This is a genomic window from Pseudarthrobacter sp. NamE5, assembly GCF_005796225.1.
GTDB lineage: Bacteria > Actinomycetota > Actinomycetes > Actinomycetales > Micrococcaceae > Arthrobacter.
Genome location: NZ_VAHO01000018.1, coordinates 42,993 through 65,477, shown reverse-complemented (window position 1 = coordinate 65,477; position 22,485 = coordinate 42,993). Strand labels below are relative to the sequence as shown.

Genomic DNA, 22,485 nt, shown 5'->3' with positions numbered 1-22,485 from the left:
AGGCTCCGCCACACCAGCGGCTGGAAACCAACCCCGGCCACCAAAAACGAACCACCCGGCTGGATCTCACCCACCGGCCGAAAGTACAAAAGCGAACACCAGGACTGGGAACCACCCCACTGGCCAGCCCAACTCAACCCCGGGCTCAGGCACGCAGATTTCATCTACGCATGCTCGTCACCCGGAGAAGACGGCCTGGCCCGGATCCTCCACACCCGGTCATGACAGCCGGGTAAGGACACCGCCCCGGCCAAACCTCCGTACGCCGGTCGGCTGGAGCCCGGCTAACGGCTGTTCAGGAGGTAGCGCAGCTCGACGATTCCCCTGCCCATGGTGCGGGAGGCAGCCAGCTCAAGTGGCGCCGTCGGGCGTGAGAGCGGCAACAGACGTTTGCCGTCGCCCAAGACCACGGGAATCACCGAGAGGATCAGTTCGTCCAGCAGGCCGCCGTCGGCAAACTGGGCGGCCAGGTTGCCGCCCCCTACTACCCAGACATTCTTGCCGGCTGCGGCGTGCCTGAAGTCCTCGATGAACTCGGTGACGTCGCCACGCACAAAGGTGAGGTTTGCCCCGGCGGGAGCGCTGTACTCGTGCCGGGTGAAGACGTAGCTGGGGGTGTCCGGGTAAGGCCAGGTGCCCGGCTCATGCTCCATGAGCCAGTTGTAGGTTTCACCGCCCATGACAACACAGCCAACGCCCGCCATGAAGGACTCGTAGCTTTCCTTGCCGCCCTCAAAGCCGTCGAACTGCAGGAGCCAGCCCAGGTCATCAGTGGAAGTGGCGATAAATCCGTCGAGGGATGCAGCAACGTAGTACTGGATGCGAGACATGGGCCAAGCCTAGCCAACGGCGTCCACCCTGCCCAGAGGCGGGGGCCAGCGCCAAGGGGCAGGGTCATCGCCTGCGGCAGTGTCAGCCCGAGAAGTACGGAATGATGAGGTAAAGGCCGAACAGGACGGCCACACCGCACAGCCCGAAGCAGACGTAGGCCAGGGACTTCTTAAAGCCGGGCGAGGCCTGTGCATCACCGGCGATGGCCGTCAGCCTGACGCCCAGCGAGTAAAGGACCACCACGGTCACGGCAGAGGCAAGGGTGGCTCCGGCCACGGTCACCAGTTCCAACCACTTCATCGCTGGACATCCTTCGTTGTAACGGTGTCGGATTCGGCCTCCGGCGGCGCGTTGCGGGAGGCCGCGGCTTTTGCGTCCGCTTCGGCCTTTGCCTTGGCGTGCGCGCGGGCACGTGCCCTTGCCTTCTTCTTGGCGAAGCGGACGGCCTGGCCTGCCTCTTCCACCTCGATGGCATTGTGGTGGCCGACGGCGGACTTGCGGGAGTAGAAGAACATGAAGAGCACGGCTGAGGTTCCGGCAACCGCAGCGATCAGGACGCCGATGACGCCGGTCTTGACCAGGAGGGCCGTCAGCGCCCCCACGAGTCCCGCAGCGGGAAGCGTGAAGAGCCAGCCCAGCGCAATCTTGCCCACCATGCTCCAGCGGACACTGGTCCCCCTGCGGCCCATGCCGGAGCCGATCACCGAACCCGAAGCCACCTGTGTGGTGGACAGCGCGAAGCCGAGGTGCGAGGACGCCAGGATGGCCGAGGCGGTGCTGGTTTCGGCGGCAAAGCCCTGTGCCGGCTTCACCTCGGTAAGGCCGGCGCCCATGGTGCGGATGATGCGCCATCCGCCGGCGTAGGTGCCGATGGCGATGGCGAAGGCACAGGCCGCGATGACCCAGAACTGCGGGCCGGAACCCGTCTCCTGGGTACCGGCGGCGATCAGCACCAGCGTGATGATGCCCATGGTCTTCTGCGCGTCATTGGTGCCGTGGGCCAGTGCCACCAGGCTGGACGTGAAGATCTGCCCGGTGCGGAACCCGCCGCGCTTCTGTGTGAGCTTGCTGCCCGTCTCCGGGTCGTGGCGTGAGGTCAGCAGGTAAGCCAGGCGCGTGCAGACGTAGGCGACGATGCCGGCGATCAGGGGCGCGAAGATGGCCGGGAGGATGACCTTCTGGAGCAGGCCTTCAAGGTTGATCGAGTTGAAGCCGATGCCCGCGATGGCTGCACCAATCAGGCCGCCGAAGAGTGCGTGTGAGGAACTCGACGGCAGCCCCTTGAGCCACGTGATCATGTTCCACAGAATGGCGCCCATAAGGCCTGCAAAGATGATGTCCGGCGTGATCTGGACGCCGTCCGAGCCTTCCCGGATGATGCCGCCGGAAACCGTTTTGGCCACCTCTGTGGAGAGAAAGGCACCCACGAGGTTCAGGATGGCTGCCAGGGTCACCGCCGTTTTCGGTTTGATGGCACCGGTTGCGATGGGCGTGGCCATGGCATTCGCGGTGTCATGGAAGCCGTTCGTGAAGTCGAAAAATAGTGCCAGTGCGATGACCAGTGCCACCATGAAGGTGATATCCACCTGTTGCCCAATCTGCAGAGTCGACGTTCAGCAGTTTCTTTTCCCCCGACTGCCTTGCACAGCCTAATTCACCGGCTGTTCACCCGAAATGACCTGTGGCGTTAACGGAGCCGGCGCAAAGCCCTACCGATCGTACGCGCCCCGGGCATCAGATCAAAACAACCGCCGTTCCAGAAAGGCGCGCATATCCGCCAGTTCGGCTGGCGAGACTCCCTGCCTCGGATCCGGGGAAACCATGAGGAGCCGCCGGCCAAGGAGCCTCCCCCACGACTGCGCCTCCGCCTCGAAGGCCAGCTGGTCATCGACCCAGGCAACCACCTCCGGGCCCGTTGTTTCCACATCGTGCTGGAGGGCCCGTAGCTTCCACCAGCCGGTCCCCGAGCCGCTTCCATCTGCCGTCAAAACGGGCCACCGCGTCCCCTGCAGGCGGATGGCTGGACAAAGGTACTGCGGCGCGAGTTCCTCCCAGCTGGTAAGCCAGACGCACCGGACCCCGTCCATGGCGGCTAAGCCGTTGAGCCCGTCCACCAGTTCCGCCGCATAGGCCACGGGCAGGAGGCCCGCGTCGGAATACCGCCAGCCGGTCCCCCACCCGGTGGTGCCGGAAGGGCCGAATGGACAAATGACACCGTCAACGTCGAGGTAAAGCGTACGCATGTCCAGCGGCTCCCGCCGTCAACCCTGACGGAACTCTGTAGGTCGCCGGCCGCCCTCCAGCCCGGGTGCCATCCGCTCCTCCAGGGAAGCCACAGCGGCGTCCGGGAGGACAATGAGGCCGTCCAGTTCACGGCGCACCCGCCTGTAGGCCGCCTGCCGTTCAGCCGGTGTAGCGGCCTGGTTCTCAGCAATGTTGAGAAGCTTCCGGGCGGTGGCAAGCCGCTGCCGCTCGGGGCCGGTGAATTTGCTGTCGCGGATCCGCCGCGCTTCCCGCTCGGCGACCTCCAAAGCCACCGCAAAACTGTCAACGGCCCGCCGGTACGACTCCAGCCGGGAGGGCGATGTGATGTCAGCGGCACGGCGAGGGTGCTGGCCGTCCGCTTCCCTTTTCGCGCGCAGGAACGCCACGGTTAGGGGCTCGCGGACATCGGTCATGAGCGGAAAGTCGATGAGCTTCCCCACATCGAGCTCGTACTCCAGCCACCGCTTGTTGGCGGCGTCATGGGCAGCCATCAGTGCTTCAACCTCCGCCTCCGAAGCCCGCTCCGCCTCCCGGGACTGGTTCTTGAGCTTGTACAGTTCAACCCTGCGCTGGTGCCGCCGCTCGCCGGCCTTCCGCCACGAGTTGGCCCAGTGGCCGGTCAGCGCTGCCAGCGGAAAGACCATCCACCATTTGTCAGCAAGGAACTCAAGGAGGGACTCCATGGCAGGACCAGGACCTGAAGGTTTTGCTGCTGCAGGAGGGCACGCAGCTACGGCGCGCCCGTGGTGCCCAACGGAGCGTTCACGTTAACCAGCCACGCGATTCCGAAGCGGTCCGTGCACATGCCGAAGATGTCCCCCCACGGAGCCCGCTCCATGGCAACGGTGACCATCCCGCCGTCGCCGCTGAGCTTTTCGTAGTAACCGCGGAGTTCCGTTTCGTCGTCTCCGCTGAGGGAGATGGAGATGGCGGAGCCTGGACTGAAGTCCATGCTGTTCGGGGTGTCGGCTCCCATGAGCACCATCCCCTGGGGCGTGGTCAGCATGCTGTGCATGATTTTCTCCGATTCCTCGGGGTCCTGGGTGGCCTGGAAATCACCAAATGTGCTCAGGGTCAGTTCACCGCCGAAGACCGACTGGTAAAAGTTCATGGCCTCGCGGGCGTTGTCGCGGAAACCAAGGTAGGGGTTCAGTGTGGTCGGCATGACGAATCTCCTAAGGGGATGGAACATGGTGGAACCAGACAACATCCTGCCTCATGGGAGGGCGGCACGGTAGGGGCTGCAGCGGGTGGTGCGCCAGGGCCCGCCTGCCCGTAGGCTCAGGGGCATGGCCAGATACTTTGACGTTCACCCGCAGGACCCGCAGCCGCGTGCAATCACCCAGGCGGTCAAAATAGTGCTCGATGGCGGGCTGCTCGCCTACCCCACGGATTCCTGCTACGCGCTGGGGGCACAAATGGGCAACAGGGACGCGCTTGACCGGATCAGGACCATCCGCCGGCTGGACGACAAGCACCACTTCACGCTGGTCTGCCGCGACTTCGGCCAACTGGGCCAGTTCGTGAACGTCGGCAACGACGTCTTCCGCAGCATCAAAGCTGTCACGCCCGGGGGCTACACCTTCATCCTTCCGGCCACGAAGGAGGTTCCCAAGCGGCTGCTGCACCCGAAGAAGAAGACCGTAGGTGTCAGGATTCCGGACAACCGCGTCGTCCAGGCGCTGCTGGCAGAACTGGGCGAGCCGCTGCTGTCCAGCACCCTGCTGCTGCCTGACGAGGAGGACCCGCTGACCCAGGGGTGGGACATCAAGGAGCGCCTGGACCACCAGGTGGACGCCGTGATCGATGCCGGCGACTGCGGTTCCGAGCCCACCACTGTGGTGGATTTTTCCAGCGGAGTGGCAGAGGTAGTCCGCCGCGGAACCGGGAATCCGTCCCGGTTTGAGTAGCACCACGGACGACGGCGGCCTGCAGCTTCCGCTGTCCCGTCCCCGCCCGTCCGGTTCCGTCAGTCCTGCTTCCGCGCCCGACTGGGCTGCACCCTGGGTGGCTCGCCCGGCATTTTCGGATAGTCCGGCGGGAAGGGCAGCTCACCCTGCCCTGCCTTAAGGTCGCGCTCCCACCACTGCAGCAGGGTGTCGATGGTTCCGGGGTTGCTGTTCATGTCCGCCCAAGGGTCACCCACCGACTTGAGCCGGTCCGGCACGGTCAGGATGGTGAAGTTCCGCGGGTCCACCGTTTCCAGTTCATCCCAGGTGATGGGGCAGGACACCGGTGCATGGGGCAGCGGCCGGGGGCTGTAGGCGCCGGCGATGGTCCGGTCCCGGTTGGCCTGGTTGAAGTCCACGAAGACCCGCCGGCCGCGTTCTTCCTTCCACCACGCGGTGGTGACCTTGTCCGGCATGCGCCGCTCCAGTTCGCGGGCCGCGGCAATGACCGCGTGCCGGACGTCAAGAAATTCCCGGGTGGGCTCGATGGGCGCGTAGACGTGCAGCCCACGGTTGCCGGAGGTCTTGATGAACGAATGCAGGCCGGCCTCGGCCAGGACCTCCCTCAGCGCCAGCGCGGCGGGGACTGCGTCATCAAAATCCGTTCCGGGCTGCGGGTCGAGATCGATCCGCAGCTGGTCGGGATTGTCCGTGTTAGCTGCCCGGGAGGGCCAAGGGTGGAACACGATCGTGTTCATCTGCACGGCCCACACCGCGGCTGCGGGTTCGTCAAGGATCAGCATGGGATGGGAGCGGGCACTGGGGAAAACCACTTTCACGGACCGGATGAACTCCGGGGCACCTTTGGGCGGGTTCTTCGAAAAGAACATCTCGCCGTCAATACTGCTGGAGAACCTTTGCAGCGCCACCGGCCGGTCACCGTTGGCCGCGATGAAGGCCTCCCCCACGTCACAGATGTAGCGGGCCAGATCCAGTTTGGTGATTCCCGGTTCGGGCCAGATCACCCTGCCCGGGCTCGATATGCGCATCTCGCGCTCGCCGTGGGGGCCCTGGACTGTGAGGGTGGTCTGTTCACTCGCCATGGGGACAACGTACACCCCCGGCCGGCACGGACGGCAGATTTAGGTGACCGGTCCGGCATGATGGAGGAATGTCCGCTGCAGAAACAGACTTCCGGCTTGAGGTGGGTGACGTGACGGTGACCGCCGCCTACGTACGCCCTGCCAACCCCTCCGCCACTGTGGTGGTCGCCCATGGCGCCGGCGCGGGCATGGAGCATCCCTTCCTGCACGGGTTCACGGACGGACTCAACGCCCTGGGCCTCGCCACCCTGCGTTTCAACTTTCCCTACCGTGAGGCCGGAAGGAAGTTTCCGGACCTTCCGCCCGCGGCCATCGCTGCCTGGCGGGCGGCGATGGCGGCAGCTGCGGAGCAGGCGGAAGGACACGGTGATACCGGTCCCGTATGGGCAGCGGGCAAATCCTTCGGCGGGCGGATGGCGTCGATGGCAGTGGCCGAGGGAATGGAAGCTGCAGGCCTGGTGTATCTGGGCTATCCACTGCACCCGCCCGGAAAGCCCGACAAACTGCGGGATGAGCACCTGTACGGCGTGACCGTTCCGATGCTGTTCCTGCAGGGCAGCCGGGACACGTTTGCTACTCCCGGCATCCTGGCGGACGTGGTGTCCCGCATCGGGCCCTCGGCAGTCCTGCAATGGGTTGAGGGCGGAGATCATTCGTTCGCCGTGGCCGGAGTTAAGCGCCCTGCCGCGGAGGTGGGCGCGTCCCTTGCCGGGCCTGTGGCTGACTTCATCCGGAACGTCAGCTGAGGTCCGCAGCCGTCAGGCTGCGTCCTCGTGCCACCAGCCTTCCCAGGCGGCGGAGGTCAGCTGGCCCTCGGGAAAATCGGTCTGCGCGCCGCCCCCGTGCTGGGACCGGCCGTCGTCACCCCGTCCGTCGAGCAAGAGGTTAAGGCTGTTCAGGAGAAACATCTTTACGTCCTTCCGTGTCGTGTATGGACCACGCTGTCCAAGTGCAAAAGAGCCTATCCGCAGCATGTTTCAGCACGTCGACGGGAAGTAACAGGTGTGTATCGGAGATCTCACCCGGCATTCGGCGCGCCGCGGAGGCCGGCACGCCGGGAACCTACTTTTTGGGCTTGGTCCGTGCAGTAGCGGGGGCAGACCAGGGATTTTCCGGCCAGGGGTGCTTGGGGTAGCGCCCCCTCATCTCGGCCCGGACCTGGGCGTAGGGGCCGGACCAGAAGGATGTCAGGTCGTCCGTCACGGCGAGGGGACGCCGGGCCGGTGACAGCAGGTGGAACAGGACCGGCACGCGGCCGTCCGCCAGGCGGGGGGTTTCTGCCAGGCCAAAGCATTCCTGCAGCTTGACGGCCACCACCGGCCGGGGTGTGGCTTCTTCTTCCCCGGGGTAGGCGATGGCTGCCCGGGAGCCGCTGGGCACCTCAAGCCACTCCGGGGCGAGCTCATCCATCCTGGCCGCCTCCGGCCAGGGAAGCAGCCGACGCAGCGGCCCGGTGAGGTCCAGGCTGCCCGCGTCAGCCCCTGCCGCCAGCGCCTCCAGTTCGGGTCCCAGCCATTCCTGCAGCCGTGGCAGGAGGGCAGCCTCCGAGACGTCCGGCCACGGCTCCCCCAGTTCCCGGTGCAGGAAAGCGAGACGCCGGCGCAAGGCTGCTGCCGCCGTCGACCATTGAAGGGCGGCGAGCCCTTCCTTGAGCAGCATGCCCGCAACCGCCGCGCGGCCCTCCGCCGGGGAGGGACGCACCGGAGTGGATGCCAGCACGATGGCTCCCAGCCGGCGGATGCGGCGCGCCGTGACGCGGCCGTGGGTGAAGGCCGCCTCTACGCCCTCAACCAGCAGGTGGGAGGCAGCGGCTTCGGCGAGGTCGGCTGAAAGCGGGGCTGCAGAGCGGACGACGGCGCCGGTACCGGCTGCGTCCCTGCCATCGGCGCGGGATACTTCCGCCACTGCCAGCCATTCATGTCCCGCCAGGCTGCTTCCGGCCGGAAGTCCGGCGCGGGTTCCGGACGAGAGCAGGTACCGTTCCGGCCCGTCGCCGCGGACCCTGCGCGCCACCCGGTCTGGAAAGGCCAGGGCGACGACGGCGCCCACCGCGTCATTCCCGCCCGCCAGGACGGGCAGGGCTGACGTAGCAGACAGGGGTTGGGTGTGCTCCGCCAGGGCCTGGAAGCGGCGGGTTTCCTCCGCCCAGCGCCGACCGGACGGTCCCTGGTCACCGCGCAGCCTGCCCAGGAGGCCGGGCAGGTCCGCCCCTTGGGCGCGGGTGTCGCCGGCGACGGCGGCCACCACCTCGGCCGCTGCCTGCAGACCGGCTGCCGCAGCGCCGTCGAGCAGAGCGCGGCCCAGCCGGGGATCGGCAGGAATGCCGGCCAGGATCCTGCCGGCAGCTGTCGCGTGGCCGTCCGCGGATACGGTACCTAGTTCCTGCAGGACTTCCATCGCATCATCCATGGCCTGCTGCGGAGGGAGGTCGGGCAGGGCAAGGCCCTTTCCACGCGGGGCACCCCAGCATGCCAGCACCAGGGCGATGCCGGTCAGGTCCGCCACGAGGATCTCCGCAGTGAGGTGGGCAGGCGCCGCCCCGTAAACCTGCTGGCTGTAGCAGCGGACAACCTTTCCGGGGCCCTGGCGGGCGGCCCGCCCTGCGCGCTGCTCAGCGGAGGCACGGGAGCAGGAGACTGTCACCAGGCCGCTCATCCCCCGGCCGGCGTCACGGCGAGGCTCACGGGCGAGTCCGGAATCGATGACAAGCCTGACACCGGGCACCGTCAGCGATGACTCCGCCACATCGGTGGACACGATAATCCGGGGGTTTTCCCCGGGAAGACGGCCGGATACTGCCCGGTCCTGTTCGGCTGCGGCCACCTGGCCGTGCAGTTCCAAAACTTCAGCCCGCCCGCCCAGCCGGCTGCGCAGCACTGACGCCACGTGCGCAACTTCCCGCGCCCCCGGAAGGAAGACCAGCGCATCCGTGGAAAGGTCTGCTGTGAGTGCCTGGTGGTGGGCCTCTGCGGCAGTCGCTGCCTCGAAGTCCAGGAAGGACCGGGTCACTCCCCTGCTGTCCAGCCGGGCACCTGGCGCGGGACGCCATTCCGTCTCCAGCGGGTGGTTTACGGAGGGGCACTCGACCATGGGAGCGGGCCCGCCTCCGTCGTGGTCGACCAGCAGGGCAGCGAAGCGGGGAGCATCCAGGGTGGCGGATATCGCCACCACGGCAAGGTCGCCCCGCAGCTGTCGGACCTCGGCCAGCATGCCGATCAGCACGTCTGTTTCCATGCCCCGCTCGTGCACCTCATCCAGGACCACGGCGCCTGTGGAAGGCAGGTCAGGATCGGACAGCAGGCGCCGCAGGAGGATGCCGGGTGTCACGAACTCAACCAGCGTGTCCGGGCCGGCCCGGCGTTCCCCGCGGACTGTATATCCCACCCGGCTGCCCAGTCTGCTGCCGTCCAGGGCCGAGAGCCGGCGGGCAGCGGCGCGGGCCGCCACCCGCCGCGGCTGGGTGACAACCACGCGGGCGGGCAGATCCTCTACAGCTGCCTTTGCCCGGACGTCCGCCAGGAGGTTTGCCAGCAGCGGCGGGACGATGGTGGTTTTACCGGTCCCCGGCGGCGCCTGCACCACGGCGGTTCCAGCCGCGCCGTTGCCCGCCGCCTCCGCCAGCGCTGCGATGGAGTCTGCGAAGGGCAGCCCGGCGCCGATGGCCGCAAGATCAAAGGCCGGCAGCGGCTGCCGCCCGTTTCGGGAAGTCACCCGTCCATTCTGCCCCGGAACCCATGCGGAAGACGTGCGTCCCGGCGCGATCTTCGGTGCCGGCTGGGCTCAGGGTTTGCCTGCACCCTTGCCCTTGCCTTTGGCTTCCTTGGCAGCCTCAGGAAGGTCCGATTCCTGTTCTTCAGCCGCAGGTCCGGGTACCGGCTCAGGTGCAGCGGCAGGTGCAGGAGCGGGCGGCACCACCGGCTGGACCTGGACAACCTGCTGCTCGGCCACCGCCGTTTCCGCCGCTGGGGACGCCACCGCCGCATCCACCGCTTTCGTCCCGGCCACGGCGGCGGCCTGGGCTGCGATGTGGCCCTTGATGTCTGTCCGCACGGCCTCCAGTGCAGCTTCGATGCCGCGGTGTCTTGCCGCTGAGATCAGCCCCTCACCGGCGGCGAGGTCCAGGTCCTTTTCCAGCGCCTCGAGTGCATCGAGTGCGCCGTCCAGCCGGTTTTCCGCCGCGGCCTGGCTCACGTTGAGCACCCGGATCTGGAAGCCGCGGAGCGTGGCTTCATCGGAGTCCGGGCCGCGCAGCGCGAAGGACGCGGTGATGCCGGCAACCAGGCCGGCAGCTGCGATGACGGCAACCATGCCGGCCCAGGCCTGTCCCCGTGCTTTGGGCGGTGCTCCCACCGCTTGGCCGGGCCCTGCCATCCTAGGCCGCATGGCGGCCGCGCAGCGGCACGACGGCGGCCGGCCGGGGACGGAGGACAGTGACAGTCGCCGAATCCGCAGCGCTGTGGCGCAAAGCGGGCACTGGGGAAGGTACCGCCGGGACAGCTGCGCCCGCGGCTGGCCCGATACGGAATGATGCTTTCCGGACCACCCGTCTGGCAGCGGACCGCAGTGCTGCGGCGAGCAGCTGCCCCAGGCCCAGGCCGAGAAGTACATGGCCGGCCAGGTACTGGCCACCGGGCGCCAAAGCGCCGAACGGTGCGCTGGCAGCCAGGGCAGCGCCGGCAGCGGCCACCAGTGACCAGATGGCGACGATCACAGCACCCATGCGTTCACCTTGCTCCCACTTCTGTCGCTGTCAATTAATCAGCAAGCTTACTACTAATGGTCAGCAAGCTTACTACTTCGTTCGGACTCTGCAAGTGGACGGTTTAGTGGAGGGGTGCCTGCGGGAAGCTTCCGGGAGCGATGCTCTGGACACAGATAATCAGCAGGCTTAGCATTTTTCCATCGGTCAGCTCCTCGGAGCCGCCGCATCGCCGGCGACGTCCCGAAGGGCCTGCCGAACGGGCCGCAGGCACGGCACATCATCATGGACGAAGGAGACGATCATGGCAACGGCACGGGAAATCATGACCGGGGGCGCGGAATGCGTGGGCGAGAACGAGACGCTGGAAGCAGCAGCCCGGAAAATGAAGGATCTGGACGTCGGTTCGCTGCCCATCTGCGGGGAGGACAACCGGCTCAAGGGCATGCTGACGGACCGCGACATCGTCATTAAATGCCTGGCGGAAGGCGGGGATCCCCGGACTGCCAAGGCAGGCGAGTTTGGCGAGGGCAAGCCCGTAACCATCGGCGCGGATGATTCGATCGAGGAAGCGATCCGGACCATGCAGGACCACCAGGTGCGCAGGCTCCCGGTAATCGACGGGCACAACCTGGTGGGCGTCCTTAGCCAGGGGGACATTGCAAAGAACTACCCGGAGGACCGGGTGGGCGAACTGGTTGCCTTCATTTCTTACTGAACTCCATGGCTTGACATCAAAAAGCTGCCACAACCGTCATGGCTGTGGCAGCTTCTTGATGCGCTGACGCCCGGTTCAGCCCGCCGCCTCGAGAAGGCGTTCAACCGGTGCCAGTCCGGCGTACCGGCCCCCGGTGGCGAAGGTTCCGAAAATGTCCCGGAGCCGGCGGGGAGCAAGATCTGATGTGGCTGTCATTGGAAATGCCCTCTCGTCTGGATCGTTACCTCACCAAACCATCACGGCAGCACGCTCTTCAAGCTCTTTGACATGGGCCGACGCGCACGGCGACGGGGCGTCATTCCGCTACACGCGGGGTAACGGTGCGGGCCTGTTCCCGCAGGTCGAGCGCTGCCAGCAGCCTTCGCACCGACCCGCCCAGGTTCCATTCGACTGCCAGCCGTTCGAGTTCGGCGCGCGGTTCGCCCAGGACCGGGGAAAGCAGGGCCCCCGCCTGGTCCGGGGCAGGCAGGTCCAGGTTGCGCACCAGTCTGACGACGGCGGGGGCTGCCTTCAGGTAGTCGGCGGCGGCGGCGAGTTTGGCCCGGACCGGACCGGCGAGGCCGCTGCCAGGGTCCCCGGCAGCTTCCAGCAGCCCTTCGAGGGTGCCGTATTTGAGGAGCAGTGAGGCTGCGGTCTTCTCACCAATGCCGGCAACTCCCGGCAGCCCGTCGGAGGCGTCGCCGCGCAGGGTCGCATAATCGGCGTACTGCTGCGGCAGCACCCTGTACTTGGCCACCACTGTTTCTTCCGTGATGACTTCGAGGTTCCGCATGCCCCGGGCCGTGTAGATTACGCGCACCTGGCGTTCGTCGTCGCACACCTGGAAGAGGTCACGGTCACCCGTGACCACATCGACCGGGAGGTCGGCGTGGCTCGCGTAGGTGCCCACAACATCGTCGGCCTCATGGTGGGCGGCGCCCACCACGGCGATCCCTGCCAGCGCAAGCACCCGGCGGATCATTGGCAGCTGCGCTTCCAGCGCATCCGGAACCACCTCAAGGTCCGGGGAGCCGGCAACTGACTCCGCCACCCGGTGGGCCTTGTAGGTCGGCAGCAGGTCCACCCGCCACTGCGGCCGCCAGTCGTCGTCCCAGCAGGCAATCAAGTGGGTGGCCCGGTAGTCCGTGGTGAGCCGGGCGATCATGTCCAGCAGCCCCCGGACGGCGTTCACTGGCGTGCCGTCAGCACGGCGCAGCGTGTCGGGCATGCCGTAAAAGGCGCGGAAGTACAACGACGCGGTGTCCAGCAGCATCAAGCGTTCAGCCATACCCTGATCCTGACACGGATGGGCAGGCTGCTGCATCAAGCCCAGTCGGCGTCGTCGAACGCGCGGCCGCGGAAGTGCGCCCGCAGGTACTCCCCCACCACGGCGGCACCGAGGTCGCCTGCGTCGGGCGCGACCACCCTGCCGTCAACCCTGCGCACCATGCACTGGACGAACCTCTCTAGGCTCGGGTCATCTCCCAACCTGAAAAAGGTGGCTTGCGTGCCGGCACGGCCCAGCCGGTCCAGTTCCCCCACCGTGACGCGGATGGTTTCCGGGTCGGGCGGCCAGCAGAACCATGGCTCACCCTCTGCCAGCAGGTGGGCTGTGGGTTCGCCGTCGGTAACCACCAGGAGTACCGGCTGCATGGACGGGTGGCGGCGGAAGAAGCGGCCGGCCAGCAGCAGGCCGTGGTGCAGGTTCGTTCCCTGCTCGCGGCGGGCTGGCAGGGCCGTGAGCTCGCCGATGTCCATGGCCTGGGCGTAGCGGCCGAACGTGATCAGCTCCAGCCTGTCGCCGCGGAAGCGGGTGGAGACGAGGTGGTGCAGGGCAAGGGCGGTGCGCTTCATGGGTACCCACCGCCCCTCGGCAGCCATCGAGAAGGACACGTCCACGAGGAGGACGACGGCGGCCTGGGTCCGGGCTTCCGTCTCTGACACTTCGATGTCTGCCGCCGTGAGCCGAAGTCCGCCGCCAAGGTTTCCGCCGTCGCCAGCCGTGCGGCTGATCGCGTTGGTCAGCGTGCGCGTGACGTCCCACGGTTCTGCATCCCCGAACTCCCATTGACGGCTGGAGCCGGTCTGCTCGCCTGCGGCACCGGCAGTGCGGGTGTCCCGTCGTCCCTGCCGGCCTGACAGTTGCTTGGCAGTATCCCGCAGCAGTGACTTGCCAAGCCGCCGCATCGCCTGGGGTGAGAGCCGGAGGTCTCCGTCCGCGCTACGCCGCAGGTACCCGCCGTCCTGCATGGCGCGCTCAATCTCGGCGAGGGTGCGGGCAGTGACGGCGGCGTCCTGCCCCAGCTGGCGGGCCAGGGCGTCCAGGTCCAGGTCGCCCAGGTTTGAGCCGTTGTAGGACTGGGAGAGCTGTTCGGCCAGCTCATCGAGTTCGGCGATGTCCTGGAGGACACCGGTGCCATCGCCGAGGCCCAGGCCTTCCTGGCCCTCGAAGCGCTCGGAGCCGGTCCAGTCCTCGCCTGGGCGCAGGGCACGGAGGGTGTCGTCAAGCTGGTCGAGCTGGGCCGCCAGTTCCGGTGACCCGAAAGCCTGGGCCGACAGCCGCGTCAGTTCCTCCCGCTGTTCCGGGGACATGGACTGAAGGAGCCGCTGCGCGGCGGCCGCGCGCTTCGCCAGTGCGTCAATCAGCTCCTCAACGGATTTCGGGTTCTCCGGGAAGAAGTTGCCGTGCCGGGCCATGAACTCCTGGAAGCCGGCATCGGTATCCTCCCCGCGGCGGTGTTTGGCGAGCAGTTCGTTCAGGTCGCGGAGCATCTCGCTGACGGCTGCGCGGTCCTCCTCCGTGGCGTTTTCGAGTGCCTGCTTCATGCCCGCGAACCGCTGGTCAAGGGCCTCGCGGCCCAGCAGGTCCTTGATCCGCTCATACGCTTCCCGGGCGGTACCCGACTGCCAGTCGTAGGAGGCAAGTTCGTTGACGGCCGCAGCGGTGGACGGAGGCAGGTTCTGCAGCTGCATCTCCCGGAAGGCGCGGTCCGTGTTGTCCATCATGGCGTCGCGGGCCAGCTGCTTGCGTTCCTCCAGCACCGCCGTGTCCAGGAGTTTCCTGACTTCGTCGAGGGTGCCGTCCAACCGGTGCCGGCCCAGCAGGTCGCTCCGGCGCTGCTGGACCCGGCGGGCGAGATCGTCCAGGCCCTGCCGGTTCCGGGCGCCGCGCCGCAGGAACTCCTGCAGGGCGTGGCGGGGCGAATACCCTGCCATGACATCCTCTGCAACGGCGTCCAGCGCCTCCGCGAGGTCAACGGGCGGGGCGAGGGGGTCCGGTCCGCCCGAGTACCTGCCGTACCTGGCTGAGTGGTTGTGGATGTTCATGGTGCCGACTGTCCCTTTCTCCAGCCTTAGCCCGGCCACGCAGGCTGGTGCCGCTAGCCGTAGACCGTCTCTTCGTCGTCGGACTCCTTGGAAATCCGCCGGGCGAGATAGAGGCCTTCCAGGGCAAGCTCAATGGCGGCTGCCCGCTGCCCCCTGTTCTGCGCGCCCAGCCGGCGGCCGATTTCGTCGTACAGGCCCGAGCCGTTGAGGGACGGCAGGTTATCCAGGAATTCCTGTGCCGTGACGTGTTCCCCGGTGGTGACCGTGGTGCGCCCGTCGAGGGCTGCCACCAGCGGGCCGAGGTCCAGGCCTTGGTAGTTCGCCCGCACCGCCTCCGCGGTGGCGGTCCGCAGGAGGTGGTCGAGTACTGCCTGTTCACGGCCTTCCTCCCCGGATTCGAACTCAATCTTGCCGGTGAGGACTTCCACCGCCGTGGCGAGATCGATGATCCGGGCCACAGCCTCATCCTCGCCGCGCACGCTGGCCCGGCGGAGCGCCGCGGCGGCCACGGTTTCTGCTCCGGCGATGGCGAACCGGGCAGACACACCTGAGGTCTGGTTGATGGCCGGGGACTGCCGCAGGGCGCGGGTGTAGCGAGCCAGGATCTCGAGGATCACCGGCGGGACGTCGGCCACCAGTTGCCCCTCCTGCCGGATGACGGCCACTTCGTCGTCAAGCTCTATTGGGTAGTGGGTGCGGATTTCGGCGCCGAAGCGGTCCTTCAGGGGCGTGATGATACGCCCGCGGTTGGTGTAGTCCTCCGGGTTGGCGGAGGCGACGACGAGGACGTCCAGCGGCAGCCGCAGGACGTAGCCGCGGATCTGGATGTCACGCTCCTCCATCACGTTGAGCATGGAGACCTGGATCCGTTCGGCGAGGTCCGGCAGTTCGTTGATGGCGATGATCCCCCGGTTGGAGCGCGGGACCAGCCCGTAGTGGATGGTCTCCGGGTCCCCCAGCCGACGCCCCTCCGCTACCCGCATGGGGTCGACGTCGCCAATGAGGTCGGCAACGGAAGTATCCGGCGTGGCCAGTTTCTCCACATACCGTTCAGACCGGTGGCGCCAGGCCACCCGCAGCCTGTCCCCCTCGGTAAGCGCAAGGGCCCGGGAGTGTTCGGTGATCGGCTCAAACGGGTGCTCGTTCAGTTCGGAGCCCTCAATGATCGGGGACCACTCATCCAGCAGCCCGGCAAGGGTGCGGAGGAGCCGTGTCTTCCCCTGTCCCCGCTCACCCAGCAGGACGACGTCGTGCCCGGCGATCAGGGCACGCTCAAGTTGGGGAAGGACGGTCCGGCTGAACCCGTACATCCCGGGCCACGGGTCCCGTCCTGCCGCGAGCGCGGCGAGCAGGTTGTCGCGGATTTCCTGGCGCAGGTCCTTGAGGACATGCCCGGCTGCACGCAGTTCACCAACAGTGAAAATCTCGGGACGCTCACTCACCCCTCCACGGTAGCCCCGACCCTGCCCGGAATCGAGGGGATTCTGCAAACGCCGTGCCGCACTGAACGGCTACGCTGGGTCTGTGACTGCAGGAACGCCGTCGGAACAGCCGACTCCCCCGCCAAGGCAGGAGCGCACGCTTCTGCTGTTGGTGCGCCACGGGGAGACGCCCACCACCGGGCAGGTGCTGCCCGGGCGGGCACCGGGACTGCACCTGTCAGAGCGGGGCCAGGCGCAAGCCGACAGGATCGCGGAACGCCTCGACGGGCTCGCTGTGGACGCCCTTTACTCATCGCCGCTGGAGCGGGCCCGGGAGACTGCCGCCCCCGCGGCAGCCCGGACCGGACTTCCGGTGGCCGAGGAGGCAGGGCTGACCGAATGCGACTTTGGCGACTGGACCGGCGCTGCGCTCGCCGAACTCTCCGTACTGCCTGAATGGCGGACCGTCCAGCACACGCCGTCGTCCTTCCGTTTTCCCGGTGGGGAGAGCTTTACCCAGATGCAGGCACGGATAGTCGGTGCACTGGAGGATCTGCGCGCCGCGCACCGGGGCGGTGTGATCCTGTGCTTTTCGCACGCCGACCCGATCAAGGCCGCCGTTGCCCATGCCCTGGGCACGCACCTGGACCTGTTCCAGCGGATCGTCATCAGCCCTGCATCCGTCTCGGCCATCTCGTTCGCGGACGGACGTCCTCCTGCCGTGCTCGGTGTGAACTCCGTTGCCGGATCCCTGGCGGGGCTGGCGGGGCCATGACGCCTGCATCCATGTGCACCGTGCCGGCCAGCCCACAAGGGACAGCCGGTGTCCACGCGTGAACTGAAGCTGCTGACCGACGGCCGGGTGGAACTGGTGGCGCGCATCCCGCGCAGCAGCAATGCGACGTTCCTGGCCCGGGTCTCCTGCGGGGAGGACTCCTCCATGGCGGTTTACAAGCCGGAGTCGGGGGAACGCCCACTGCATGACTTTGAGCCCGGACTGTACCGGCGGGAGCGCGCTGCCTACCTCCTTAGCCGCCACCTGGCATGGGACCTCGTGCCGCCCACCGTGATCCGGGAGGACGCCCCGCTGGGTGTCGGTTCACTGCAGTGGTTCGTCGAGTGCGATTTCCGCGAGCACTACTTCACCCTGCACGCCGAGGCCCCCGAGATCCATGGTGTCCTGGCGCAGCTGGCCCTCTTCGACGTCGTCGCCAACAACACGGACCGCAAGAGCGGGCACGTGCTCCGCGGGCGCGACGGGCGGGTGTGGGGCATTGACCACGGGTTGTGCTTCTCCGCAGTCTTCAAGCTGCGAACCGTCATCTGGGACTTTGCCGGGGAAGCCATCCCGGAGCCCCTGCTCCGGGACGTCAGCGCGCTCGCCGGGGCCGTGCCTGACGAGGTGGCAGAACTTCTGGACGACGACGAGGTGGCGGCCCTGCAGCGGCGCGTGGCGCGCCTGCTTCGGGAAGGCGTGCTCCCGGTCGACCGGACCGGAATGCGTTACCCCTGGCCGCTGGTGTAACCGTTGCTGAGCCCTGATATAACGGAAATCCTCGGGGCTCATCGCGCCGGCAGCCCGTACAGTGCCAGATGCTTGGGGTTCAGATGTTCGTTGTGCGGCCGGCGACTTGCCTGACGAAGGCGTGCAGGCGCCGGTACACTTCCTGGGATTCCTCGAAGCGGTAGTCCTGTTGCCACGTGTGTTCAGTGTTGGGGTTTGACCACTGGTAGACCAGGGAATCCACCGGAACACCGTGTTCTTCCAGCCTGGTCTCGAAATTCAGGTTGGCCTCATAGAGAAAGTCACGTTTCGACGTCGTGATGCACACTGGCGGGAACCGGCCGCCCAGCCATTCAATCGGTGATATGCAGGCGGCCTCCTCCCGGAGCCGCTCCAGCGCCTTTCTGCGGGAAAAGGGAACCCGCCGCCGGTTTCCGGGCTGGGACGGCAGCAGCATGCGAACGAAGTTCAGGCTCATCACGAAGCCGCTCTTGAAGATGTTGCTGCGCACCCACACCAGGGCGGCATTGGCGTCTTCAAGCACATGCCCATAGGAGACCGGGGCGGCTTGCGGTAGTTCACGTTCACCACCACCATTCCCCCGGCCGCCTGGTTGGCACAGTACTTGGTGAGGGCTGACTTATCTCCGGATGTCCATCCGCCGCCCTGGAAGTACACGTAGACGGGGAGGCCGTCCCTGTGGCCGGCCTGGAAATTGTGGGTGATTGGCAGGGGCCTGAGGACGTCAAGTTGGTGCGCGGCCCCGCCATCTTCTGCGTAGTTGATATCGAGTGTGTATTCGATATCGGTGAGGAGGTCCGTGTTGAAGCGCACACTCACGGGAGCTCACGCCCAGCATGAGGGGCCGCCAGGTCCACACGGGTACCCGACGAATCAGTCGCCGGGTCCTGCGCGCGAGCGGGATGGCGGCTTGGGAGTGGCGGACCGCCATGGTCATCCCTCAATAATACCGGCGGGTGATTTTTGAAGGCCGCCGGTATGGGTGCAGGGGGTCGGCAGTTCAGCCGGCGTCGGTCGGCGCGGCCCGGTCGTCCACGGCTGCCGTCAACCGGTCGATGCGCTCCAGCGCCGAGCTCAACTGCTCCACCGACGCCCACAGGGCGGGATGCTGTTCCCTGACCTGCTCCAGCGTGGCACCGGCGGATCTGAGGGTGGCAAGGTCGAAGCTGACATTGGTGCGCGCCCCCGCCACTGCTGCCCTCAATGCACCGCAGCCGACCACGACATCGGCAATGAGTGCCGGGTTGCCATAGGACGCAAGCCAGTCAAGGTCGTCGATGGCAGCAACAGCGCGTTCACCCAGGACAGCCGAGGCCTTGGCGGCACCAACGGATGCGCGATGTATCGCCTCATCGCGTTCCGGGCCTCGATCCAAATGGAAAGCGGCGCCGAAAGCCTCGGAGGCGGCCGCGTCATCGTCGGCCAGCTGAAGGGCGTCCTCCCGCAATGCCCGGGCGCGGGCGTGAAGGGAAGCCAGCTCCTCCTGCTGGTGCTCCTTCGGTTCCGTGTAGCCGGCCACCATGGACGCCAAGGAGGCGGCAATGGCAAGCATTACTCCGGTCCCTGCCCCTCCGCCGGGTGAACCCTTGGACCCGGCGAGCGCACGCGTCCATTCTGCAACGGTTGAACTCTGGGTGGTTACGTCATCAGCATCAGTCATGGCATCAAGTCTGCCTGCTTTGGAGGACTGGTGGCGGGAGCGGCTCAACTTTTACCGACCGCCCTCGATCTTACGGCTCCGCTGCTCCTGGGCCAGGGGTCCGTAGGGGTAGACCCCGGTCTGGGGCTCACTAAGCCGGGTCAACCGGTCCGTTTCGTCCGGGCTGAGTTCCAGCTGGGCTGCAGCAAGGTTGTCGGCGAGCTGTTCTTGGGTCCGGGCACCAAGGATCACCGACGTGACCGCGGGCCTGTCGGCCAGCCACGCCAGAGCCACCTGGGAAGGGCTCACACCGCGGGACGCAGCGATGCTTTCCACGGCATCAATGACTGTCCACGTGGCCGGATTGGCGTTGCGTTCTTTCCAGGCCTCCATCCCGCGTTCGGGATTCTCACCCAGCCGGGTGGCGCCTGTTGGATCCTGGTCCCGCTTGTACTTGCCGGACAACCACCCGCCGCCCAAGGGAGACCAAGGCAGCAGGCCGATCCCGGCGTCCAGTGCCGCCGGAACGATTTCTGACTCGATCTCCCGGACCAGCAGGCTGTACTGGGGCTGCAGGGTCACCGGCACTTCCCAGCCGTGGGCGCGGGCAACGTGGACGGCCTTGGTCAGCTGCCAGCCCAGGAAGTTGGAGAAGCCGTAATAGGCGATCTTGCCGCGGCTGACGGAGTCGTCCAGGAACCGCAGCGTCTCCTCCAGGGGAGTGAGCGGGTCCCACGCGTGCAGCTGGTACAGGTCGATCTGTTCCAGCCCCAGGCGGCGGAGGGAATCGTCCAAGGCGCGCGTCAGATGCCGGCGGGAGGTCCCGACGTCGTTCGGCGCCGTTCCCATCGGAAAGCGGCCTTTGGTGGCAACCACCGCAGTGTCTCTCACCTCAGGCCGCTTGGCGAGCCAGCGTCCGATGATCTCCTCCGAGACGCCCGTGCTGTAAACGTCGGCGGTGTCGATGAAGTTTCCGCCAGCGGCGAAGTAGTCGTCCAGGATGGCGTGGGATGCCTCCTCGGTGGCCTCTGCCCCGAACGTCATGGTCCCCAGTGCGTAGGTGGACACGACGGCGCCGCTGTTGCCCAAGGTTCTATATTCCATGGTGCTCCTTAAAGTCAGAATTCATTGGGGTCATACGTTCAGGGCGGCGGCGCCCCTGCTGGTGGTACGGATCCGGTAAAGACTGGTGCTGGCGGTGATGTAGAGGTCCTGGCCGCCCGGGCCGCCGAAACACAGGTTCGATACCTTTTCCGGCAGCGGGATGGTCTTCAGGAGTTCGAAGGACGGTGAATAGACCCGCACGGACGCGCCGGCGGAGGTCCAGATCCTGCCTTCCAGATCCACCTTCAACCCATCGGCGGGGTGGTCTTCTTCCAGCTCGACCATCCCTGCAGTGCTGCATCCGCCGTCGGCCACGTCATAGGCGACAATCCTCAGCGGGACTCCCTGGCTTGGTCCGGCCGTGTCCGTGACGTAGAGGACCGACTCGTCAGGTGAGAAGGCCAGCCCGTTCGGATAGGCGAGGTCAGTGATCACCGGGGTGAGAGCCTCGGACGCCGGCTCGAAGCGGAAGACGTAACATCCGCCGTATTCCTGCTCGCCCTCGTGCCCCTCCTTGGTGCCGGGAAGGATCCCGTACGGCGGATCCGTGAACCAGATGCTGGAATCCCGCGCAATCACGACGTCGTTGGGCGAATTCAGGCGGCGCCCATCGAAGGAACTGACGATTCCTTCGACGGTGCCCGCGCGGTCGCGCTCAATCCTCCGCTGTCCGTGGCTGCACTGCACAACGCTGCCGGCGGCGTCAAGGGTCCTGCCATTGGTGAATTCCACATCGACTGCGTACTCGCTGGTTATTTCGCCGGCCGGGTCAAATTCGAGAATGCGGTTATTGGGAATGTCACTCCAGCGCACAGTTTGTGACGAGGGCACCCAGAGGGGACCCTCTGCCCAAAGCGAGCCCGTGAACAGGCACTCGAGCCCGCCGGTCGTCAGTTCTTCATTCATGCTTGTCCCCTTCGCCAAGGCCCGTTGCCGTACGGCCTCGCCAATCGCCGGGCCTTACGCATTACCGGACACGATAGCGCGGGGAGATGGAGCGCGCTGGGATAAAAGGAAACAACACCCTCTACGCAGGGGATGTGCCGGCGTTTGGTTATCTCCGCTCATCCCGCGGCGCCTGCCTTCGCTGCGTATGCCGTGGCCTGCTCACGCACCTGCCGGATATAAGCATCGGACTGGTTGTAGGCGTAGATCGCATCGATCCAGCCGTCCGCGGTTGTTAGGTCACGACCGCGAGCACACAGATAGGTCGCCGCGCTAAGGGCTGCGTCGTCGATATTGAAGGGATCGGTTGTTCCGTCCCCGTTGCCGTCCCGCCCCACGAGCTGCCAGGTGGAAGGGATGAACTGCATCGGCCCCACGGCACGGTCCCAGCGGGTATCCCCGTCCAGCGCACCGGCGTCCGTATCGGCGATAGCTGCGAATCCTGCCCCGTTGAGAGCCGGGCCCACCACCGGGCGGCTCATCTGCCCCGCGGCGGTCAGGCTGCCTCCGCCGTACGTCCCGTGTGCTGTTTCTACGAAGCCGACGGCCGCCAAAGTGTTCCAACCGATCCCGCACGCCGGAGCAGTAGCATTTACGGTCTCGGCCGAGGCAACATATGCCCGCAGGGCGCGTTCAGGGATCCCGGTCAGTGCCGCGGCCCGGATCACCCAATCGGCGTCCGGGTTTCTGGTGACGTTCACGGCGGTGGTCATACCGGAGGACAGCATTTCGAGCTCAGCCTCCGCACGCGGCGGCGGGGAAAACGCACCACGGACGTCAGTACCAGGTTGCCCAATCGCCCAGAACAAGGAAGCGGTGGTGACACCAACCGCAAACAGGACAAGGACAATGAGGCGTCTGAGACGAAGCACTGCCTAATCAAACCACCCCAAGCCCCCCGCCGTTGACACCGGACTTAGGCGCCACCTCATTCACTCCTACTCACTCCTACTCGGCTACTCTGCGGAACGGACAATGTGGGACGCACGATTGGCCCATTCGAATCTCAATTACGGCGAGCCTTTAGAGCAACTGCAAAA

At 66.6% G+C, this 22,485-nt stretch carries 25 protein-coding genes and 1 pseudogene; 6 read left to right on the top strand and 20 right to left on the bottom strand.

Annotation, left to right across the window (positions count from 1 at the left end):
- Positions 1 to 225 (top strand): annotated as a pseudogene (locus FDW84_RS19510) (endonuclease); the annotation flags it as partial.
- A 59-nt stretch (positions 226 to 284) separates the two neighbouring features.
- On the opposite strand, the gene FDW84_RS17265 reads toward FDW84_RS19510, so the two are convergent.
- From FDW84_RS17265 to FDW84_RS17240, 6 genes are all read right to left on the bottom strand, one after another.
- On the bottom strand, positions 285 to 830 hold the full coding sequence (locus tag FDW84_RS17265; protein WP_138610724.1) for a dihydrofolate reductase family protein: 546 nt from the start codon (positions 828 to 830) through the stop codon (positions 285 to 287).
- 82 nt (positions 831 to 912) lie between these two features.
- Positions 913 to 1,131: a hypothetical protein gene (locus FDW84_RS17260; protein WP_138135523.1), complete on the bottom strand. Its 219-nt coding sequence runs from the start codon at positions 1,129 to 1,131 to the stop codon at positions 913 to 915.
- Positions 1,128 to 2,417 (bottom strand): inorganic phosphate transporter, encoded by a 1,290-nt coding sequence (locus FDW84_RS17255; protein WP_138610723.1) that lies wholly within the window; start codon positions 2,415 to 2,417, stop codon positions 1,128 to 1,130. The genes FDW84_RS17260 and FDW84_RS17255 overlap by 4 nt, the downstream gene beginning before the upstream one ends.
- Before the next feature lie 153 nt (positions 2,418 to 2,570).
- Positions 2,571 to 3,074, bottom strand: coding sequence for an HAD domain-containing protein (locus FDW84_RS17250; RefSeq protein WP_138610722.1), 504 nt, complete (start codon positions 3,072 to 3,074; stop codon positions 2,571 to 2,573).
- An 18-nt stretch (positions 3,075 to 3,092) separates the two neighbouring features.
- On the bottom strand, positions 3,093 to 3,779 hold the full coding sequence (locus tag FDW84_RS17245) for a hypothetical protein (protein ID WP_138610721.1): 687 nt from the start codon (positions 3,777 to 3,779) through the stop codon (positions 3,093 to 3,095).
- A gap of 47 nt (positions 3,780 to 3,826) precedes the next feature.
- Entirely contained in the window at positions 3,827 to 4,261 is a 435-nt protein-coding gene (locus tag FDW84_RS17240; RefSeq protein ID WP_138610720.1) for a VOC family protein, read from the bottom strand.
- 124 nt (positions 4,262 to 4,385) lie between these two features.
- Between FDW84_RS17240 and FDW84_RS17235 the strand changes: the two genes are divergently transcribed.
- A complete protein-coding gene (locus FDW84_RS17235) occupies positions 4,386 to 5,006 on the top strand; it encodes an L-threonylcarbamoyladenylate synthase (RefSeq protein ID WP_138610719.1) in 621 nt (206 codons plus the stop codon).
- Between the two features lie 59 nt (positions 5,007 to 5,065).
- On the opposite strand, the gene ligD is transcribed toward FDW84_RS17235, so the two are convergent.
- On the bottom strand, positions 5,066 to 6,088 hold the full coding sequence (gene ligD, locus FDW84_RS17230; RefSeq protein ID WP_138610718.1) for a non-homologous end-joining DNA ligase: 1,023 nt from the start codon (positions 6,086 to 6,088) through the stop codon (positions 5,066 to 5,068).
- Positions 6,089 to 6,156: 68 nt separating this feature from the next.
- On the opposite strand from ligD, the gene FDW84_RS17225 reads away from it, so the two are divergent.
- On the top strand, positions 6,157 to 6,834 hold the full coding sequence (locus FDW84_RS17225; RefSeq protein WP_138610717.1) for an alpha/beta hydrolase family protein: 678 nt from the start codon (positions 6,157 to 6,159) through the stop codon (positions 6,832 to 6,834).
- A 12-nt stretch (positions 6,835 to 6,846) separates the two neighbouring features.
- Here FDW84_RS17225 and FDW84_RS19400 read toward each other — a convergent pair whose 3' ends face one another.
- From FDW84_RS19400 to FDW84_RS17210, 4 genes are all read right to left on the bottom strand, one after another.
- Positions 6,847 to 6,996, bottom strand: coding sequence for a hypothetical protein (locus FDW84_RS19400; RefSeq protein ID WP_171046826.1), 150 nt, complete (start codon positions 6,994 to 6,996; stop codon positions 6,847 to 6,849).
- Between the two features lie 154 nt (positions 6,997 to 7,150).
- Positions 7,151 to 9,799, bottom strand: a complete 2,649-nt coding sequence (gene hrpB, locus FDW84_RS17220; protein ID WP_138610716.1) for an ATP-dependent helicase HrpB — start codon at positions 9,797 to 9,799, stop codon at positions 7,151 to 7,153.
- 69 nt (positions 9,800 to 9,868) lie between these two features.
- Entirely contained in the window at positions 9,869 to 10,396 is a 528-nt protein-coding gene (locus FDW84_RS17215; RefSeq protein ID WP_205754759.1) for a hypothetical protein, read from the bottom strand.
- 64 nt (positions 10,397 to 10,460) lie between these two features.
- Positions 10,461 to 10,808 (bottom strand): hypothetical protein, encoded by a 348-nt coding sequence (locus FDW84_RS17210; protein ID WP_138610714.1) that lies wholly within the window; start codon positions 10,806 to 10,808, stop codon positions 10,461 to 10,463.
- Between the two features lie 283 nt (positions 10,809 to 11,091).
- Between FDW84_RS17210 and FDW84_RS17205 the strand changes: the two genes are divergently transcribed.
- Complete coding sequence (locus FDW84_RS17205) at positions 11,092 to 11,505, top strand: CBS domain-containing protein (RefSeq protein WP_138134568.1); 414 nt, start codon at positions 11,092 to 11,094, stop codon at positions 11,503 to 11,505.
- A 295-nt stretch (positions 11,506 to 11,800) separates the two neighbouring features.
- Here FDW84_RS17205 and FDW84_RS17195 read toward each other — a convergent pair whose 3' ends face one another.
- Genes FDW84_RS17195 through FDW84_RS17185 form a run of 3 tightly spaced genes read right to left on the bottom strand, consistent with a single transcriptional unit; the run spans position 11,801 to position 16,253 of the window.
- Entirely contained in the window at positions 11,801 to 12,772 is a 972-nt protein-coding gene (locus tag FDW84_RS17195; RefSeq protein ID WP_138610713.1) for a 5'-3' exonuclease, read from the bottom strand.
- Positions 12,773 to 12,807: 35 nt separating this feature from the next.
- Positions 12,808 to 14,811: a vWA domain-containing protein gene (locus tag FDW84_RS17190; protein ID WP_138610712.1), complete on the bottom strand. Its 2,004-nt coding sequence runs from the start codon at positions 14,809 to 14,811 to the stop codon at positions 12,808 to 12,810.
- Positions 14,812 to 14,864: 53 nt separating this feature from the next.
- Complete coding sequence (locus tag FDW84_RS17185; protein ID WP_138610711.1) at positions 14,865 to 16,253, bottom strand: sigma 54-interacting transcriptional regulator; 1,389 nt, start codon at positions 16,251 to 16,253, stop codon at positions 14,865 to 14,867.
- Between the two features lie 82 nt (positions 16,254 to 16,335).
- On the opposite strand from FDW84_RS17185, the gene FDW84_RS17180 reads away from it, so the two are divergent.
- Together FDW84_RS17180 and FDW84_RS17175 are read left to right on the top strand one after the other, a co-directional pair.
- Positions 16,336 to 17,007, top strand: a complete 672-nt coding sequence (locus FDW84_RS17180; RefSeq protein WP_138610710.1) for an MSMEG_4193 family putative phosphomutase — start codon at positions 16,336 to 16,338, stop codon at positions 17,005 to 17,007.
- A gap of 48 nt (positions 17,008 to 17,055) precedes the next feature.
- A complete protein-coding gene (locus FDW84_RS17175; RefSeq protein WP_138610709.1) occupies positions 17,056 to 17,757 on the top strand; it encodes an SCO1664 family protein in 702 nt (233 codons plus the stop codon).
- A gap of 79 nt (positions 17,758 to 17,836) precedes the next feature.
- Here FDW84_RS17175 and FDW84_RS19835 read toward each other — a convergent pair whose 3' ends face one another.
- From FDW84_RS19835 to FDW84_RS17150, 6 genes are all read right to left on the bottom strand, one after another.
- On the bottom strand, positions 17,837 to 18,280 hold the full coding sequence (locus FDW84_RS19835) for an alpha/beta hydrolase (protein WP_240721572.1): 444 nt from the start codon (positions 18,278 to 18,280) through the stop codon (positions 17,837 to 17,839).
- Positions 18,214 to 18,414, bottom strand: a complete 201-nt coding sequence (locus FDW84_RS19830) for an alpha/beta hydrolase fold domain-containing protein (protein ID WP_240721573.1) — start codon at positions 18,412 to 18,414, stop codon at positions 18,214 to 18,216. The genes FDW84_RS19835 and FDW84_RS19830 overlap by 67 nt, the downstream gene beginning before the upstream one ends.
- Positions 18,415 to 18,757: 343 nt before the next feature.
- Positions 18,758 to 19,417 (bottom strand): cyclodeaminase/cyclohydrolase family protein, encoded by a 660-nt coding sequence (locus FDW84_RS17165; protein WP_138610708.1) that lies wholly within the window; start codon positions 19,415 to 19,417, stop codon positions 18,758 to 18,760.
- A 51-nt stretch (positions 19,418 to 19,468) separates the two neighbouring features.
- Positions 19,469 to 20,500, bottom strand: coding sequence for an aldo/keto reductase (locus FDW84_RS17160; RefSeq protein WP_138610707.1), 1,032 nt, complete (start codon positions 20,498 to 20,500; stop codon positions 19,469 to 19,471).
- A gap of 30 nt (positions 20,501 to 20,530) precedes the next feature.
- Entirely contained in the window at positions 20,531 to 21,406 is an 876-nt protein-coding gene (locus FDW84_RS17155; protein WP_138610706.1) for an SMP-30/gluconolactonase/LRE family protein, read from the bottom strand.
- A gap of 158 nt (positions 21,407 to 21,564) precedes the next feature.
- Positions 21,565 to 22,317 carry a lytic transglycosylase domain-containing protein gene (locus FDW84_RS17150; RefSeq protein WP_138610705.1) on the bottom strand — a complete coding sequence of 251 codons (753 nt, stop codon included), beginning with the start codon at positions 22,315 to 22,317 and terminating at the stop codon, positions 21,565 to 21,567.
- Between the last annotated feature and the right edge of the window lie 168 nt (positions 22,318 to 22,485).

What these genes read in the sequence shown, in the direction of transcription:
- FDW84_RS17260 (WP_138135523.1), bottom strand. Translation starts at nt 1,131, where the DNA reads ATGAAGTGGTTGGAACTGGTGACCGTGGCCGGAGCCACCCTTGCCTCT.
- FDW84_RS17215 (WP_205754759.1), bottom strand. Translation starts at nt 10,396, where the DNA reads ATGGTTGCCGTCATCGCAGCTGCCGGCCTGGTTGCCGGCATCACCGCG.
- ligD (WP_138610718.1), bottom strand. Translation starts at nt 6,088, where the DNA reads ATGGCGAGTGAACAGACCACCCTCACAGTCCAGGGCCCCCACGGCGAG.
- FDW84_RS17265 (WP_138610724.1), bottom strand. Translation starts at nt 830, where the DNA reads ATGTCTCGCATCCAGTACTACGTTGCTGCATCCCTCGACGGATTTATC.
- FDW84_RS17205 (WP_138134568.1), top strand. Translation starts at nt 11,092, where the DNA reads ATGGCAACGGCACGGGAAATCATGACCGGGGGCGCGGAATGCGTGGGC.
- FDW84_RS17250 (WP_138610722.1), bottom strand. Translation starts at nt 3,074, where the DNA reads ATGCGTACGCTTTACCTCGACGTTGACGGTGTCATTTGTCCATTCGGC.
- FDW84_RS17225 (WP_138610717.1), top strand. Translation starts at nt 6,157, where the DNA reads ATGTCCGCTGCAGAAACAGACTTCCGGCTTGAGGTGGGTGACGTGACG.
- FDW84_RS17245 (WP_138610721.1), bottom strand. Translation starts at nt 3,779, where the DNA reads ATGGAGTCCCTCCTTGAGTTCCTTGCTGACAAATGGTGGATGGTCTTT.
- FDW84_RS17240 (WP_138610720.1), bottom strand. Translation starts at nt 4,261, where the DNA reads ATGCCGACCACACTGAACCCCTACCTTGGTTTCCGCGACAACGCCCGC.
- FDW84_RS17210 (WP_138610714.1), bottom strand. Translation starts at nt 10,808, where the DNA reads ATGGGTGCTGTGATCGTCGCCATCTGGTCACTGGTGGCCGCTGCCGGC.
- FDW84_RS17190 (WP_138610712.1), bottom strand. Translation starts at nt 14,811, where the DNA reads ATGAACATCCACAACCACTCAGCCAGGTACGGCAGGTACTCGGGCGGA.
- FDW84_RS17235 (WP_138610719.1), top strand. Translation starts at nt 4,386, where the DNA reads ATGGCCAGATACTTTGACGTTCACCCGCAGGACCCGCAGCCGCGTGCA.
- FDW84_RS19400 (WP_171046826.1), bottom strand. Translation starts at nt 6,996, where the DNA reads ATGTTTCTCCTGAACAGCCTTAACCTCTTGCTCGACGGACGGGGTGAC.
- FDW84_RS17195 (WP_138610713.1), bottom strand. Translation starts at nt 12,772, where the DNA reads ATGGCTGAACGCTTGATGCTGCTGGACACCGCGTCGTTGTACTTCCGC.
- FDW84_RS17155 (WP_138610706.1), bottom strand. Translation starts at nt 21,406, where the DNA reads ATGAATGAAGAACTGACGACCGGCGGGCTCGAGTGCCTGTTCACGGGC.
- FDW84_RS17160 (WP_138610707.1), bottom strand. Translation starts at nt 20,500, where the DNA reads ATGGAATATAGAACCTTGGGCAACAGCGGCGCCGTCGTGTCCACCTAC.
- FDW84_RS17165 (WP_138610708.1), bottom strand. Translation starts at nt 19,417, where the DNA reads ATGACTGATGCTGATGACGTAACCACCCAGAGTTCAACCGTTGCAGAA.